The sequence below is a fragment of the Microbispora sp. H11081 genome, from assembly GCF_012999535.1.
Lineage (GTDB): Bacteria > Actinomycetota > Actinomycetes > Streptosporangiales > Streptosporangiaceae > Microbispora.
Genome location: NZ_JABBWV010000001.1, coordinates 1,045,457 through 1,060,209, shown reverse-complemented (window position 1 = coordinate 1,060,209; position 14,753 = coordinate 1,045,457). Strand labels below are relative to the sequence as shown.

General features: G+C 70.4%; 14 protein-coding genes. 1 reads left to right on the top strand and 13 read right to left on the bottom strand.

All coding sequences use genetic code 11. The features are described from left to right. Window positions 1-28: 28 nt before the first annotated feature. The 5 genes from HHX31_RS04640 to HHX31_RS04620 are packed head-to-tail and all read right to left on the bottom strand — an operon-like array spanning window position 29 to window position 5,742. The gene (locus HHX31_RS04640; RefSeq protein ID WP_169945249.1) at window positions 29-1,741 is read right to left on the bottom strand and encodes a DUF885 family protein; all 1,713 of its coding nucleotides are present in this window, start codon (window positions 1,739-1,741) and stop codon (window positions 29-31) included. Between the two features lie 39 nt (window positions 1,742-1,780). Continuing rightward, window positions 1,781-2,974 (bottom strand): dipeptidase, encoded by a 1,194-nt coding sequence (locus HHX31_RS04635; protein ID WP_169945247.1) that lies wholly within the window; start codon window positions 2,972-2,974, stop codon window positions 1,781-1,783. Next, window positions 2,971-4,347 carry a dipeptidase gene (locus HHX31_RS04630; RefSeq protein WP_211589198.1) on the bottom strand — a complete coding sequence of 459 codons (1,377 nt, stop codon included), beginning with the start codon at window positions 4,345-4,347 and terminating at the stop codon, window positions 2,971-2,973. The genes HHX31_RS04635 and HHX31_RS04630 overlap by 4 nt, the downstream gene beginning before the upstream one ends. Next, entirely contained in the window at window positions 4,334-5,032 is a 699-nt protein-coding gene (locus tag HHX31_RS04625) for an SDR family NAD(P)-dependent oxidoreductase (protein WP_211589197.1), read from the bottom strand. Before HHX31_RS04625 ends, HHX31_RS04630 begins: the two co-directional genes overlap by 14 nt. After that, entirely contained in the window at window positions 5,029-5,742 is a 714-nt protein-coding gene (locus HHX31_RS04620) for a creatininase family protein (RefSeq protein ID WP_169945244.1), read from the bottom strand. Before HHX31_RS04620 ends, HHX31_RS04625 begins: the two co-directional genes overlap by 4 nt. Window positions 5,743-5,986: 244 nt before the next feature. On the opposite strand from HHX31_RS04620, the gene HHX31_RS04615 reads away from it, so the two are divergent. Further along, on the top strand, window positions 5,987-6,556 hold the full coding sequence (locus HHX31_RS04615; protein WP_169945243.1) for an Lrp/AsnC family transcriptional regulator: 570 nt from the start codon (window positions 5,987-5,989) through the stop codon (window positions 6,554-6,556). Window positions 6,557-6,643: 87 nt separating this feature from the next. On the opposite strand, the gene HHX31_RS04610 is transcribed toward HHX31_RS04615, so the two are convergent. From HHX31_RS04610 to HHX31_RS04575, 8 genes are read right to left on the bottom strand one after another with little or no spacing between them, the layout of a single operon-like run. Continuing rightward, window positions 6,644-7,858 (bottom strand): CaiB/BaiF CoA-transferase family protein, encoded by a 1,215-nt coding sequence (locus HHX31_RS04610; protein WP_211589196.1) that lies wholly within the window; start codon window positions 7,856-7,858, stop codon window positions 6,644-6,646. Then, window positions 7,858-9,099, bottom strand: coding sequence for a methylaspartate ammonia-lyase (locus HHX31_RS04605; RefSeq protein WP_211589195.1), 1,242 nt, complete (start codon window positions 9,097-9,099; stop codon window positions 7,858-7,860). Before HHX31_RS04605 ends, HHX31_RS04610 begins: the two co-directional genes overlap by 1 nt. A gap of 11 nt (window positions 9,100-9,110) precedes the next feature. Next, window positions 9,111-9,935, bottom strand: a complete 825-nt coding sequence (locus HHX31_RS04600; protein ID WP_169945240.1) for a M55 family metallopeptidase — start codon at window positions 9,933-9,935, stop codon at window positions 9,111-9,113. Next, complete coding sequence (locus tag HHX31_RS04595; RefSeq protein ID WP_169945239.1) at window positions 9,932-10,882, bottom strand: N(4)-(beta-N-acetylglucosaminyl)-L-asparaginase; 951 nt, start codon at window positions 10,880-10,882, stop codon at window positions 9,932-9,934. Before HHX31_RS04595 ends, HHX31_RS04600 begins: the two co-directional genes overlap by 4 nt. Then, window positions 10,879-11,916 carry an oligopeptide/dipeptide ABC transporter ATP-binding protein gene (locus tag HHX31_RS04590; protein WP_169943848.1) on the bottom strand — a complete coding sequence of 346 codons (1,038 nt, stop codon included), beginning with the start codon at window positions 11,914-11,916 and terminating at the stop codon, window positions 10,879-10,881. The genes HHX31_RS04595 and HHX31_RS04590 overlap by 4 nt, the downstream gene beginning before the upstream one ends. Next, window positions 11,913-12,929, bottom strand: a complete 1,017-nt coding sequence (locus HHX31_RS04585) for an ABC transporter ATP-binding protein (RefSeq protein WP_211589194.1) — start codon at window positions 12,927-12,929, stop codon at window positions 11,913-11,915. The genes HHX31_RS04590 and HHX31_RS04585 overlap by 4 nt, the downstream gene beginning before the upstream one ends. Then, on the bottom strand, window positions 12,926-13,789 hold the full coding sequence (locus tag HHX31_RS04580; protein WP_169945238.1) for an ABC transporter permease: 864 nt from the start codon (window positions 13,787-13,789) through the stop codon (window positions 12,926-12,928). The genes HHX31_RS04585 and HHX31_RS04580 overlap by 4 nt, the downstream gene beginning before the upstream one ends. After that, window positions 13,786-14,727: an ABC transporter permease gene (locus tag HHX31_RS04575; RefSeq protein WP_169945237.1), complete on the bottom strand. Its 942-nt coding sequence runs from the start codon at window positions 14,725-14,727 to the stop codon at window positions 13,786-13,788. The genes HHX31_RS04580 and HHX31_RS04575 overlap by 4 nt, the downstream gene beginning before the upstream one ends. Window positions 14,728-14,753: the final 26 nt, after the last annotated feature.

Here is a 14,753-nt window from a genome sequence, read left to right as displayed (position 1 = left end):
CTTGCTGAGGAAACGCGGGCGCCCTGGCTCAGGACGCCGCGGAGTCGATCCAGGCGGCCACGATCTGGTCGAGCACACCCAAGGGGACGGCGCCGTTGCCGAGCACCGTCCCGTGGAAGGCGCGGATGTCGAACCGGGATCCGAGCCGGGCCTCGGCCACGGCCCGCAGGCGGCGGATCTCGCGACGGCCGATCATGTACGCCAGCGCCTGCCCTGGCCATGCGATGTAGCGGTCGATCTCGTTGCGGACGTTGGCCCGCGTCGTCGCGGTGTTCTCCCACATGAATTCCATGGCCTGCCGCCGCGACCAGCCGAAGTGGTGCATGCCCGTGTCCACCACCAGACGGCAGGCGCGCAGCGCGTCGAACGAGAGCATCCCCAGCCGGGCGATGTCCGAGGTGTAAAGCCCCATCTCGTCGGCCAGCCGTTCGCTGTACAGGCCCCAGCCCTCGACGTAGCCGCACACCTCGGCGTCCAGGAAACGCCGGTACGCAGGAAGGTCCGTCAACGTCTGCGCGGAGGCGATCTGCAGGTGGTGGCCGGGCGTGCTCTCGTGGAAGGCCAGCGCCTCGTACTCGTACACGAACCGTTCCTTCGGATCGGTCGTGAGGACGCAGTGGGCGCCGGGCCTGGACCCGTCGCCCGCCGGCGGCCGGTAGTGGGCGAGCGCGGCGTTGCCCGCCTCGATCGGGTTGATCTCCTCGATGACGCAGTCGGCGATGTCGTACGCGGGGAACCAGTCGTCGCGGGCCTCCTCGGCGCGGCGCAGCGCGTCGGTCACCACGTCGACGATCTCGGCGGCCGAGCCGAACCGCAACGAGGGATCGTCCCGCAGCCGAGCCAGGATCTCGTCCACGTCGCTCGTGCCGAGCACCCGGCCGCCCAGCTCGGCCCATTCATGTCTCAGCTCCGCGAGGCAGTCGAGGCCTATCTGATGGATCTCCTCCGGAGACAGGTCCGTTGTGGTGTGGCGCCGCACCGCGGCCCGGTAGCCCTCCTCGCCACCGGGGACGAAGCGGACGCCCACCCACTCGTCGGACCGGGCCACGGGCAGCAACTCGTCCCGGAGGCCGGCGAGCAGGCGCCGGAGCGCGGGACGGACCGACTCCTCGACGATGCGGGACGCGCGCGCCCTGACGCTCCCCTCGTCGACGCCGGCCGGCAGCCGGAGGCCGAGCAGGGTGTCGTCGGCCAGGCTCAGCGACAGGTGCCCGGTGAGCTGGTCGATGGCCTGGCCGACGCCGACCCGGGTGGGTATCCGCCCGTCCCGCTTGGCCGCCCGGTAGCGATCGAGGATCGCGTCGACGAACGCGGGCAGGGCGGTCAGCCGCCGGAGGTACTGGTCGACGGCCGCCGCGTCGGAAAGGGGCGCGGCCGGGACCGACATGAACATCATCGCCTGCGGCGAGGAGTAGCCGTCGGCGGACGCCCCCGTCTCCCACAGCCCGTGCTCCAGATCGGACCGCACGCCCCAGGCGAGGCGGCCGAGCACCGCGTGGTTGATCCGGTCGGCCGGGTTCAGGCCACCGGGGTCGATCTCCGCCAGCCGCCGCTCGATGTCCGCGATCTTCGCGGCGTCGGCGGCGGAGCCGGAGCGGCTGGGGTCGGGCACCAGTCCGTCGAAGCCCGAGACGCCGAGCAGCGTGGCGCTGAAGGGGTCGGCCGTGTGCTTCACCTGGAAGAACTCGTCGCTGAGCCGGGCGAGCCGATCGTTCGCCGGGGGCTGGTCGTCAGGAACCACTGGTCCTCTTTCCTGTTGGCGGGGGGTGCGGGAGTGGCGCTAGGCCCAGATCCGCTCGAGCGCCCGGAGGATGTTGCCGCCGAGCACGGCCGTGATCTCGCTGTCGGAGAACCCCTCCCGCACGAGCAGGCCGCAGATGTTGTGGAAGTTCTCTGTCGGGTTCTCCAGCCCGTCGACGTACTCCACCTTCTCGAAGGAGGGGCCGCCGGGCGCCGCGGCGCCCACCTTGAGCAGGTGCCCGAAGACGGTGTGCAGGCCGACGTGGTCGCCGTAGAGGGTGTCGGGCCCGAACGCGACGTGCTCGATGCCGACCAAGTCCAGGCAGTACCGGAAGTGGTCCATCACCGACAGGATGGTGTGCCGGGGATGGGCCTTCGACAACGTCGTGTGGGGCGCCGCCGACATCCCGATGACTCCGCCGGTCTCGGCGACCGCGCGCAGGACGTCGTCCGGCTTCATCCGCGGCGTGTCCCAGACCGCACGCGCTCCCGCGTGGGTCATGAACACCGGGCGCTCGCTCACGGCGCAGACGTCCAGGCCGGTCCGGTCGGAGGAGTGCGAGATGTCGATGGCCAGGCCGAGCCTGTTCATCCTGGCGACCGCGCGCCTGCCGAAGTCGGTCAGCCCGCCGTCGGTGGTCTCGTTCAGGCCGCTGCCGAGGGCGTTGGAATCGGAGTAGGCGATGCCGATCTGCCGGAGGCCGAGGCCGTACAGGACGTCGAGCCGGTCGATCTCGTTCTCGATCGGCGTCGCCGCCTCCAGGCCGAAGAGCAGCCCCACCTTGCCCGACCGGTGCGCGTGCTCGATGTCGTCCATCGTCCTGATCACGATCACGTCGGACTGGTGGGCGATGTCGGCCTGGCGCATGCCTAGGTCGGTGATGATGTCGAGCCAGCGCCACGGGGCGTTGCCGGTGACGCAGGCGGTGCCGTCCATCATGTTGTCGAACACCACGGTCATGCCCGACGCGAGGAGCCCGGCGAACGCGGTGTGCTGGCGTCCTGTCCTGTTGTACTCCGGCGTCCGCCGCATGTCCGCGGGGAACCGGACGGGATGGTCGTGCAGGCTGACCACGACGTTGTCCCGCAGCAGCCGCTCTGCCCGTTCCCGCTCCCGCTCGCTCAGGTCCCCGGCGTACGGCGGCACGCGGCCGAACTCGGGGGCCAGGTCGATGGCCGGGAAGTCGACGCCGGGCGTGAGGTAGCCGTACGACTCGTAGGCGCCCGCGGTCACCGCGTGCCGTCCCCGCGAACCGGCGCCAGCCGGTGCGGCCCGTCGGCGAGCAGCCGCCACAGCCGCTCCCAGGCGCGCATCCCCTCGCGCAGCCGGGAGATCCGCATGAACTCGTTCGGCGCGTGCAGGTTCTCGTCGGCGGTGGAGAAGGAGAAGAACAGGGTCTTCGCGCCGAGGACCTCCTCGAACAGGGCCGTCGCGGGCAGCGTCCCCGCGATGACGGCCAGCAGGACGTCCTGGCCCGGGTAGACGTGCGCGAGCGCCTCGGTGGCGGCGCGGATCGCCGGGTGGTCGGCGGGGATCGTGTACGCGGGCACCCCGCCCTCGTCGGGGCGGACGACGACGCGCACCCCGGGGATCTTCTGGGCGAGCACATGGTCGGTGATCGCCTGGAGCACCCGTTCCGGGCGCTGGCCAGGCACGAGACGGCAGGAGATGTGGGCGGTCGCGACGTGCGGGATCACCGTGTACTTGCCTCCGGCCAGTACGCCGTTGATCTCGAGGGTGGGACGCTCCCACAGCCGCTCCAGCGTGCTGTAGCCCGCCTCGCCGAAGAGGCCGTCGAGACCCAGGTCGTCGCGGTAGCGGTCCTCGTCGAACGGCACCGCCGCGATGGCGGCGCGGCGCTCGTCGCTCAGCTCGGGGATCCCGTCGTAGAAGCCGTCGACCGCGACCCGGCCGTCGGGCGCGTGCAGGCCGGCCAGGATCTCGCTCAGGGCGTGCACGGGGTTGGCGACGGTGCCACCGTAACGCCCGGAGTGCAGGTCGGTGGCGGCGCCGGAGACCTCGATGTCGAGCGTCACCAGGCCCTTGGACGCGACGGACAGCGAGGGCTCGCTCGGCCGCCACATCGCCCCGTCGGCCGAGATGACCAGGTCGGCCGCGAGTTCGTCCGCGTGCTCGCGCAGGTATGCGGGAAGGTGGGGGCTGCCGATCTCCTCCTCCCCCTCGAAGAGGAACTTGACGTTCAGCGGCAGCGCGCCTTCCTGCTCGATGAACGCCTGCGCCACCTTGAGCACGATGAAGACCGGGCCCTTGTCGTCGGTGACCCCGCGCCCGCGGATCACGTCGCCGTCGACTCTCAGCTCGAACGGCGGGGTACGCCACTCGGCGAGATCGCCGGTGGGCTGCACGTCGTAGTGGCCGTAGACCAGGATGGTGGGAGCGCCGGGCGCCCCGAGCCACTCGCCCCGGACGACGGGGTGACCCGCCGTTTCGACGACCCGTCCGCCGGCGAAGGACAACTGGGCCGCGAGCCATCGGGCCGCGGTCCGCATGGTCTCCGGGGTGGCGTCCCGGCTCACGCTCGGCACCGCGACGTAGTCGGCGAGCTCGTCGAGGTAGGCGGCGTCGGTCGAATCAAAAGAGAGCATGTCCACCATCAATCGAGAGGGTCTGACCGGTGATCCAGGATGAGGATTCCGAGACGAAGAAACGGACGCCGTGCGCGATGTCCTCTGGCCGGCCGAGCCGGCGTACGGCGATGCCTTCGACGAGCGCGGCCTGCCCCTCCTCGCCGTAGCTCTCCCACTGCTTGACGGTCGTGGGATTGGACAGGACGAACCCCGGCGCGATGCAGTTGACCGTGATGCCGAACCGTCCCAGCTCATGAGCCATCTGACGGGTGAAGCCGATCTGCCCGGCCTTCGCGCTGGCGTAGGCCTGGATGCCGGTCAGGCTGACGCTGCGGCCCGCGCCCGACGAGATGTTCACGATGCGGCCGAAGCCGCGCCGCTTCATGGCCGGCACCACCGCCCTGGTGCACAGGAAGGTGCTGGTCAGGTTGGCCGCGACGACGGCCGACCAGTCCTCGTCGCTGATCTCCTCCAGCGGCTGGTGGACCTGGCCGACCACCCCGCCGGCGTTGTTGACCAGGATGTCGACGTCGCCGATCTCGGCGAAGAAGGCGTCGACCGCGGACGAGTCGGTCACGTCCACCGTGTCCTTGTCGACGCCGTGCACCCGGGCCCCGTCCGCCTCGAGCGCGGCGGCGATGGCCGCCCCGATTCCGTGTGCCGTGCCGGTGACGACGGCGACTCTGTCCCTGGAGGCCGTCACTGGTCGAGCCATCCCTTCTCGAGCAGTTCGCGGACCTCGGCCACGCCGGCGTCCCACACGATTCGCATGTCCTCGTCGCTGCGCTGGTAGGCCCCGCCCAGGCTGCCGTCCGGGGACAGCTCCCTCATCTCGCGCGCGGTCGCGTTCTCCACCAGCGACCTCGGCAGGACCGGCGCGCTGCCGCCGGGGATTTCGACGCCGTCGACCCTGGTCCACGCGAAGTTCTCCAGCCAGGAGCCGTGGAACTGGTCGTCGTCGAACCTGGACGCGGCCTCCGCCGTCTTCGGCGCGTTGTACCAGCTGTGGAACAGCACCTCCACCCGTTCGTCGCGCGGCAGGCACACCCATTCGCGGATGAGGCCGGCGACGGGAGCGTTGCCGCCATGGCCGTTGATCACCGCGATCCGCCGGAACCCCTGGGAGGCCAGGCAGTCCAGCAGGTCGCGGATCACCTCGATGTAGGTGCTCATGCGCAGGCTCATGCTGCCCGGGTAGTCCACGAAGTACGGCGCCATGCCGAACGGCAGGACCGGCAGGACCGGCACGCCGAGCGGCTCCGCCGCCTCCACCGACACACGCTCGGCCAGTAAGGCGTCAGTCCCGAGCGAGAGATACCCGTGCTGCTCGGTCGACCCGACCGGGAGCACGATGCGATCGTCGCGCCGGAGGTAGTCGGCGATCTGCATCCAGTTGCTGTCGAAGACCCGCACCGGTCCTCACACTCCGTTCGATGATGCGAAGTGAAATCAATGTCGACCTTGAGAGTGGTCAACTGTAAGGGAAGTCGCGTCTCATACTAACCATTTGACCCGTAAACACCAGTGGGTGACTGCAAACGCATCGGGATCACCTGTCGCCGCAGTGTCGGCCGCGCAGCGAGATGTGGCACCTGTCATACGGGCGACTTCGGCGGCAGGGCCCTTTCCCTGCCCCCGGCGGGGTAGCCTTCCCGCCATGCCCCCTCGCCGCCGTTCCTCTGCTTCGCATACCTCGACCGCCCCCCTGCGTGCTCTCGCCGACGTGCCCGTCCAGGCGCCACCGGCGCCGCTGGACGACATCGACCGGCAGATACTCGTCCTGCTCAGCCAGGACTCGAGGCGCTCGCAGCGGGCGCTCGCCCGTGAGCTCGGGATGTCCGCCCCCGCGGTCGGAGAACGCATCGCGCGTCTGGAACGTCTCGGCGTGATCCAGGGGTACGGCGTGCGCCTGGACTGGAGCGCCGCGGGCTATCCGATGACGGTGTACCTGATCATCACGGCCGTCCAGGGCTACCAGCAGCGGGACCTCGTCGAGAAGCTCGCCCTGATCCCGGAACTGGAGGCGCTCGACATCGTCACCGGCGCCATGGACATGCTCGCCCGCCTCCGGGTGCGTGATCACCAGCACCTGCGGCAGTTGCTCATGGACTGCATCTGGCAGATCGAGGGCGTGCAGCGCACCGAGACCGCGCTGAGCCTGGTGGAGATAGAGCCGAAGAATCTGGTGGCCGAGTTGCTCTCGGCCCCGTCCGGTGAGCCGGTCTGAGCGGTCCGGCCAGCTCACCGGGGATCGTGCGAGGTCCGTGCGCCTGAAGCGTTTCGGGGGCGGGTCACGGACCTCGTGGCGGCGTGGTCATCCTGGCAGACCCTGGCGCCGCGACCGGCTGTCGGCGGCGGCGCGCAGCCGATCGATTCGTTCCGCGTCGTACCCGAGCACCTCGCCGAGGACGTAGCCGGCGTCCTCGTCGCGCCGGGGAGCACGCGTGTGGGGGCGTTTCTCCGACCCCACCCTCAGCGGGCTCGCGACCTGCCGCACGGTCCCGAAATAGGGATGTTCTGTCTCGACGACCATGTCCCTGGCGACGGTGTGCGGATCCCGCAGAGCCTGGGCCACGGTGTTCACCGGCCCGCACGGCACCCCGGCCGACCGCAGCAGGCCCAGCCAGTGCTCGCTCGTGCCGGTGGCGAACACCGCCTCGATCTCGGCCAGCAGAGCCTCGGCGTTCTCCCGCCGGGCGGCGAAGTCCCTGTATCGGGGGTCGTCCGGCCACTCCGGATGTCCGAGGACCCCGGCGAGCCTGCGGAAGAACTTCTCCTTCGGGCAGGCGACCACCAGCCAGCCGTCTCCCGTCGGGAACGCCTGGAAGGGCACCAGCGACGGATGGGCGGAGTGGTGGGTGCGCCTGGGCTCGAAGTCGCCGTTGAGCTGCCAGGCGGCCGGGTAGGTCAGCATCGAGATCGCGGTGTCGAACAGGCTGACGTCGCAGTCGGCGCCGACGCCGTCGCGCCGCGCGGCGTGCAGCGCGGCCAGGATCGACGCCGCCGCCACCAGCCCGCCCGAGTAGTCCACGAGCGACAGCCCGGACTTGGTGGGCGGTCCGCCGGGCTCGCCGGTGAGGTCCATCCAGCCGGCCATGCCCTGCAGCACGTAGTCGTACCCTGGTTCGGCGCTGCGCGGCCCGGTCATGCCGAACCCGCTGAGCGAACTGCACACGATCGCCGGGTTGAGGTGCTTGAGGTCGTCGTAGCGGATCCTCAGCTTGGCCGGGACGTCCCCCCGCAGGTTCGAGTGCACCACGTCGCTGACCTTGACCAGGTCCTCGAACACGGCGCGGCCCTCGGGCGTGGAGATGTCGAGGCTGAGGCTGCGCTTGTTGCGGTTGAACGTCTCGAAGAACAGGCTGTCCTCGCCGTGCTGCTCGGGAACGACGTACCTCCCGATGTCACCGCCGGTCGACGGGTCCTCGATCTTGATGACCTCGGCTCCCAGGTCCGCCAGATGCACGCTCCCGAACGGCCCCGCGCCGTACTGCTCGATGGCGATGATCCTGACATCCTCCAGCGGCATCACGGCAGGACCAGCTCCCGGCGTGCCGCGGCGATCGCCGCCACCCGTGCCATCTCGTTTCCCACGATCATCAGTCCCTCGTCCACTCCCATTCCTGGCTTGGCCAGCACCTGTCCCGCGCCGCAGGCCATGGCGACGTTGGCGGTGACCTGCGCCGAGCGGTCCGTCTCGTTGCACGTGCCACCGCAGTACGCGACGAGTCCGCGGTCGCGCACCAGCAGCAGCGCCTCGATCGTGTTGCCGATGCCGCCGAGGTCCGGTGTCTTGACGTGGATCACGTCGGCCGCGCCCCGGTCGACGAACATCTCGATGTCCTCAAGGGTGTTGCACCACTCGTCGACGGCGATCTTCACCCGGGCGTCCATCCGCCGCAGGGCGGACCGCAGCCGGACGTACGTCTCGATCTGGGCCTCCCGGCTCCCGGCGTCGACGGGGTGCTCGACCACCAGCTCGTACGGGGCCGCGATCTCCCCGAGACGGGCGAGGTAGACGGCGACCGCGTCGACGTCGCCGTCGAAGGCGAGGCCCACGGTGCCGTAGGTGTCGACGTGCAACCTGGGCGTGTACGCGTTGTCCGGGCGCAGCTCCCCGATCCTCTTCACCAGCCACCGCAGGTAGTCCTCGAGGAGTTCGCCACGCCGGCCCAGCTTGGTGTCGACGTTGTTGATCAGGGCGTGCGGGAGGACGTCCACCTGTTTCAGGATCATCTTCTCCGCGTTGGCGTACCGGTCGTCGCCGGTCTGCGCGAACATCGGCACCGGTGCCAGATCGACGCCGGTCGCGTACTCGTCGCGCACGACCTCGGCCATGGTGAGCCGCCTGCTCCGCGCGACGGCGTCGAGCACCGCCTGCGTCACGCCGTACCTGATGGCCGTGTGCAGCGGACCGGAGGGTGTGCGGCATGCGTCCACCCGCCCGGCCAGCTCGCGGAACGAGCCGAGCTCCGCGCCGGTCAGCATCGGGACGAGGTGCTCCTCGACGTCCCGGCGGGCCGCCGCGGCGCTGAAGAGCGGGTCGCGTCCACCGGCGCCGCTGTACTGCACCGCCGCGCAGTCGCCGTGAGCCACGGAGCCGTCTTCGAGGAGCAGCATGACCGACAGCGCCTCGCCCGCCTGCCGGATGGCGGAGAACCCGGGCGTGATCGGAACGCCCGCGTACGCGAAGCCGTCGTGCTCCGCACCGGCCCTGATCGCCGCCTGGTCGTCGGCGAAGAAGCCGGTGCGCACCGGCTGCGTGAGCACGCTGACTATCCTCATTCGACCAGCCCCCGGCACAGCAGCACGACCGTGATGAACGTCTGATAGATCCACAGCGGGTCGTCTCCGACGATGACCGCCGACAGGTCCCCGGTCCGCTCGACTCCGGCGATCCTGGCGGCCAGCTCGCAGTAGTCGCTGCTGCGGAAGGACATGCCGAGCGTGACCGGGAGGCCGATGGACGGCGGCGCCGCGCCCGGCAGGTGCTCGACGGCCTCGCGTGCCCGCTCGCGGATCAGGTCCCTCGCGGCCTCCGGGTGCAGCGCCTCGGCGGAGAACCGCGACACCGACCGCTTCACGACCGCGGCCTTGATCCCCGGGCAGAACCGCTCGGTCTCCTCGGCGGTCGTCGCGTCGCCGGTGACCAGCACGATCGGCACCTGGTACGCCGCCGCCACGAGCGCGTTGATGCCCGCCTCACCGGCGACGACGCCGTTGATCTGCACCTCGGCGAACGCCGAAGGGAAGTAGGTGTGCGACAGGACCGAGCCCCTGCTGCCCATCGATCCGTGATAGGAGACCAGGAAGATCGCGTCGAAGCTCGGGTCGAGCCCCTGCATCATGTACATCGGCTTGTACCGGCCGGACAGATAGCCGGCACGTCCGGCGAGGGCGTCCGGTTTCAGGGTCGCCATCTTCGAGTGCGCGTCGTTCACCAGGAACTCCGTGGCGCCCGCCCGCATCGCGCCCTCGATGGCGGCGTTGATCTCCCCCGTCAGCAGCTCGGTGTAGTACGGGTACTGCGACCCGCCGATGACGCACTGGTCCCAGTCCACCACGCCGGCGGTCCCCTCCATGTCGGAGGAGATGAAGATCTTCACGACAGCACGCTCCTCGGGTGGGACTCCGGTCCGGTCGAGCTCTCGGTCATCACCGCGTAGTACGAGCCGGCCTGTCCCGCCGCCGCGCCGTGCCGGCCGTCCGGCGTGAGGGCGAGACAGCGCAGCTCGGCGCGGAACTCGTCGGGCAGGGTGGCCGCGTCGGCGAGCATCGCCAGGCACGCCGCCGAGGGATCGAGCCCGCGCGCGATGTCCGCGACGATGCCCCGGGCGCCGAGGACCCGCATGCTCAGCTCTCCCCGGCCCGTGCAGGCGGCGCCTCCGTACCGCGCGTCGGCGTAGTTTCCCGCGCCGGGAACGGCGGAGTCCCCGATGCGCCCCGGATACTTCCAGGGGTAGCCGCTGGTGGACACGCCCACGACCAGCTCACCGGAGGCGTCGAGGGCGATGATGTTGATGGTCCCCCAGGGCCCGTCGTGCGGGGCGAAGCGGCCGACGAGTTCGAGCGCGGTCCTGCGGTACAGCTCGTCGCCGGCCTGCGCCGCGGTCCGCTCGCCTTCGACGGACTCGTCCGAGGGCTGGAGTGCCGACAGGAACAGCTTCTTGGACTCCTCGGTCAGCAGATCCGCGCGGGCGAACCCGTTCTCCTCGGCGAACAGCTCGGCGCCCTCGCCGACGAGGAGGCTGTGCTGGGGCAGCCGCTCCAGGACGGCCCGGGCGATGGAGACGGGGTTGGGGAATCCCTTCACCGCGCCGACCGCGCCGAAGGCCCTCGTCGAGCCGACCATCAACGACGCGTCGAGCTCCACCACACCCTGGGCGTTCGGCAGCCCGCCCGTACCCACGTAGTGGTCGTCCAGGTTGTCCTCGCACCTGCGCAGACCGGCCTCGACCGCGTCCAGGGCGGAGCCGCCGCGGGCGAGCGTCTCCATGGCGGCGGGCAGGCCGGCCTCGCTCCGCTCGCTGCCGATGACGATCGGACCGCTCACGCGATCACTCCTTCAGGGTGGTGGGAAATGTGCACGCAGGCGGCGTGCCTGTGTGCGTCGCGGGGATCGGCGAGCAGCGGCGGCTCGGCGGCGCACGCGGCGACGACGGACGGGCACCGGTCCGCGAAACGGCAGGGGTGGGTCCCGTCGCGCGCCGCGGACCGCGCGACCTCCTCCCGCACGGGACCGAGGTCGCCGGTCCGCTCCGCCTCCGCCTCCACCGGGCCCCGCGCGCCGACCAGGCGGGGGACCGAGCCGATGAGCAGCCTGGTGTACGGATGCGCCGGGTCGTCGAACAGTGTGGGAGTGGCCCCGGTCTCGACGATGCGGCCCCGGTACATCACGGCGGTGCGTTCGCAGATCTGCCGCACGACCGCCATGTTGTGCGAGACGAAGATGACCGACAGGTGGAGCGTCTCCTTGAGGTCGGCCAGCAGGTTGATGATGGTGGCCTGGACCGACACGTCGAGAGCGGACACCGGTTCGTCCGCCACCAGCACGGCCGGCTCCAGCGCCAGCGCCCGCGCGATGCCGACGCGCTGCCGCTGGCCGCCCGAGAACTGCCGCGGCCGCTGGCCCAGGGCGCTTTCCGGCAGGCCGACCAGGTGCATCAGCTCGCGGTTGCGCGCGTCCACCTTGTTGCGCGGGACCAGCTTGTGGAACCGGAGCAGCTCCGAGAGCATCTGCCCGACCGTCATCCGCGGGTTCAGCGAGCTGTAGGGGTCCTGGAAGACCATCTGGATCGCGCGCTGCTGTGCCCGGGTGCGTCTCTCCGGCAGGACCTCGCCCTCGTAGGTGATCGTGCCCGCCGTGGGGCGGTAGAGGCCGACGATGGTGCGCGCGAGGGTCGACTTGCCGCAGCCCGACTCGCCGACGAGGCCCAGCGTCTCCCCCTTGCGCAGCACGAGGTCCACGCCGTCGACGGCGCGGTTCACCACCGGCCTCTTCCCGAAGAGCCGGTCGGTCACCGACACGGGAGGGCTGAAGTGCCTGGCCAGGCCCTCGATCGAGAGAATCTCGTCAGCCGCCGTCACCGCGCGCTCCCCGCTTCTTCCTCGGCCATCGCACTCCACCGCTCCGCCGTGTCCACGCGCCGGCAGGCGCTCCGTCTCCCCGTTCCGGCCGGCACCAGTTCCGGCTCCCCCTCTCGGCAGGCCTCCTCGGCGAACGGGCATCGGGGGGCGAAGGAGCAGCCGGTCAGCGGCTGGGTGAGGTCGGGCGGCCGGCCGTGGATGGTCAGCAGCCGGGCCACGCGCCGGTCCGGGTCGGGCACCGACCGGAGCAGCGAGAAGGTGTACGGATGCCGGGGCTCGCTCACCAGGTCGACCAGGTCGCCGGACTCGACGACCTTGCCTGCGTACATGACGTACAGCCGCGAGCAGGTCTGGCTGACCACGGCCAGGTCGTGGCTGACCAGCAGCAGGCCGACGTGCTCCTCCTGCTTGAGCTGCCGCAGGACACCGAGGACCTGGGCCTGGATCGTCACGTCCAGGGCCGTGGTCGGCTCGTCGGCGAGGATGAGCCTGGGCTTGGTGGACAGCGCGATCGCGATGCAGACACGCTGGCGCATCCCGCCGGACAACTGGTGCGGATACAGCTCGTACCGGCGCTCGGGATCGGCTATCCCGACCTCTCTCATGAGGTCGACGGCGATCGCCCTGGCCTCGCCGCGCGACTTGCCGAGCCTGCGCAGCGGCGCCTCGGCGATCTGGTCGCCCACCCGCATGACCGGGTTCAGCGCCGTCAGCGAGTCCTGGAAGATCATGCTCATCGTGTCGGCCAGCCGGCGCCGCAGCCGCTTGGCCGGCAGCCCGGTGACGTCCTCGCCGTCGATGAGGATGGTGCCCGAGACGATCCGCGCCGGGCGGGGCAGCAGTCCGAGCAGGGCGCGCAGGGTGAGGCTCTTGCCCGAGCCCGACTCGCCGACCAGCCCCACCGACTCGGCCGCGCCCACCGTGAGGGACACGCCGCGGACCGCGTGCAGCCGCGCGTGCGGCATGGGGATGTCGACGTGCAGGTCGTGCACCTCGAGCAGCGGAGGGGTCATTGGTTCGCCTTCTCCACGATGCCGTCCGCGATCAGCGCCAGCGCGAGTCCCGTTATGACGACGGCCAGGCCGGGGATCGTGGCCATGTACCACTTGGTCAAGATGAACTGCTGGCCTTCCTGGATCATGGTTCCCCAGTCGGGGGTCGGCGGCGGCACGCCGAGGCCGAGGAAGCCGAGGGTCACGATCGCCAGCAGGGTGAGCACGATGTCGCTCATCGAGAAGATGACCGCCTGCAGGACGACGTTCGGCAGCAGGTGCCGGAGCAGGATCCGCCACGTCGGCAGGCCGCTGGCCCGCGCCGCCATGGCGTACTCCTGCTCCTTGGCGACCAGGACCTGACCGCGGACGATGCGGCAGTACGCCACCCACCCGACCAGGGTGACCGCGACGTAGATGCTGGTCGTCCCCGGCCCCATCGCGAAGACCAGCGCGATGACCAGGACCAGGAACGGGAACGCGATCACCATGTCCACGATCCGGCCGATGACGGCGTCCACCCATCCGCCGAACCAGCCCGCGACCAGCCCGACCAGGCTGCCGATGATCAGCGGCGAGATGACCGCCACCACGCCGACCCGCAGGTCGACCCGGGCTCCGTAGAGCAGCCGGGCCAGCACGTCGCGCCCGAGCGCGTCGGTGCCGAGCAGGTGGCCCTTCGCGCCGGGGTCGAGGAAGGCGTCCTGGAGGTTCTGCTTGATCGGGTCCTGGCTCGTCAGCAGGGGCGCGCAGAGCGCGAGGGCGACGATCAGGCCGAACAGGATCAGCCCGGCGACGAGCGGCGCGTTCCACCGTCCGCGCCGGCGGCGGCGGCCGGAACCCGCCGGCACGGCGGGGGCCGCGGTGGCAATCGCGCTCATGTGAGCTGGACCCGGGGATCGAGGGCGGAGTGCGCCACGTCGGTCAACAGGTTCACGACGACGACCATGATCGCGAAGACCAGAGTGATTCCCTGCACGGTGGGGAAGTCCCTTCCGAAAATCGAATTGATCATCTGCTGTCCGATGCCGGGGAGCGAGAAGACCCGTTCGACCACCAGCGTCGATCCCGTGAGATAGGCGATGTTGACGCCCAGGACGGTGACGGACGACACGGCGGCGTTGCGCAGGGCGTGTCCGAGCACCACCCGCGCGGTGCTGATCCCCTTGCTGTGCGCCGTCACGATGTAGTCGCTGCTCAGCACCTCGATCATGCTGGCGCGTAGGCTGCGGATCACGATCGGCGCGAGTGTCAGCGCGACCGTGACGCCCGGCAGCACGATGCCGCGCAGGTGCTCGGCCAGGCTGAGGCCGTACCCCCCGACCGGGAACCAGCCCAGTTTCAGCCCGAAGACCAGGATGAGCACGATGCCCAGCAGGAACGCCGGCAAGCCCAGGCCCACGACCGGCACCGCCCGGATGATGTTGTCGGCGACCCCGTTGCGCCGCGCCGCGGCCAGGACGGCCAGCGGTACGGCGATCAGCAGCGTGAAGAAGGTGCCCGAGACCAGCAGCCAGATCGTCACCGGCAGGCTGGTCGTGATCAGTTCCAGGACCGAACTGCTGTACACGTAGGAGTATCCGAGGTTGCCCTGCAGCAGGTGGCCGAGGAACGTCAGATACTGGCTCAGCAGCGGCTTCTCGAGCCCCATCTGGTCGCGCAGTTCCTTGATCGCCTCCGGGGTGGCGTGCACGCCGAGCAGGGTCGCCGCCGGGTCTCCCGGGATCAGCCGGATCAGGAAGAAGACGATGAACGAGATCCCGAGCAGCACCGGGATCAGCGACACCACCCGTTTCAGGACGTAGACGAGATATCGCATCGTTGCTCTCGCTCCAAGTTCTCAGT

What these genes read in the sequence shown, in the direction of transcription:
- HHX31_RS04615 (WP_169945243.1), top strand. Translation starts at nt 5,987, where the DNA reads ATGCCCCCTCGCCGCCGTTCCTCTGCTTCGCATACCTCGACCGCCCCC.
- HHX31_RS04630 (WP_211589198.1), bottom strand. Translation starts at nt 4,347, where the DNA reads ATGCTCTCTTTTGATTCGACCGACGCCGCCTACCTCGACGAGCTCGCC.
- HHX31_RS04575 (WP_169945237.1), bottom strand. Translation starts at nt 14,727, where the DNA reads ATGCGATATCTCGTCTACGTCCTGAAACGGGTGGTGTCGCTGATCCCG.
- HHX31_RS04585 (WP_211589194.1), bottom strand. Translation starts at nt 12,929, where the DNA reads ATGACCCCTCCGCTGCTCGAGGTGCACGACCTGCACGTCGACATCCCC.
- HHX31_RS04610 (WP_211589196.1), bottom strand. Translation starts at nt 7,858, where the DNA reads ATGCCGCTGGAGGATGTCAGGATCATCGCCATCGAGCAGTACGGCGCG.
- HHX31_RS04580 (WP_169945238.1), bottom strand. Translation starts at nt 13,789, where the DNA reads ATGAGCGCGATTGCCACCGCGGCCCCCGCCGTGCCGGCGGGTTCCGGC.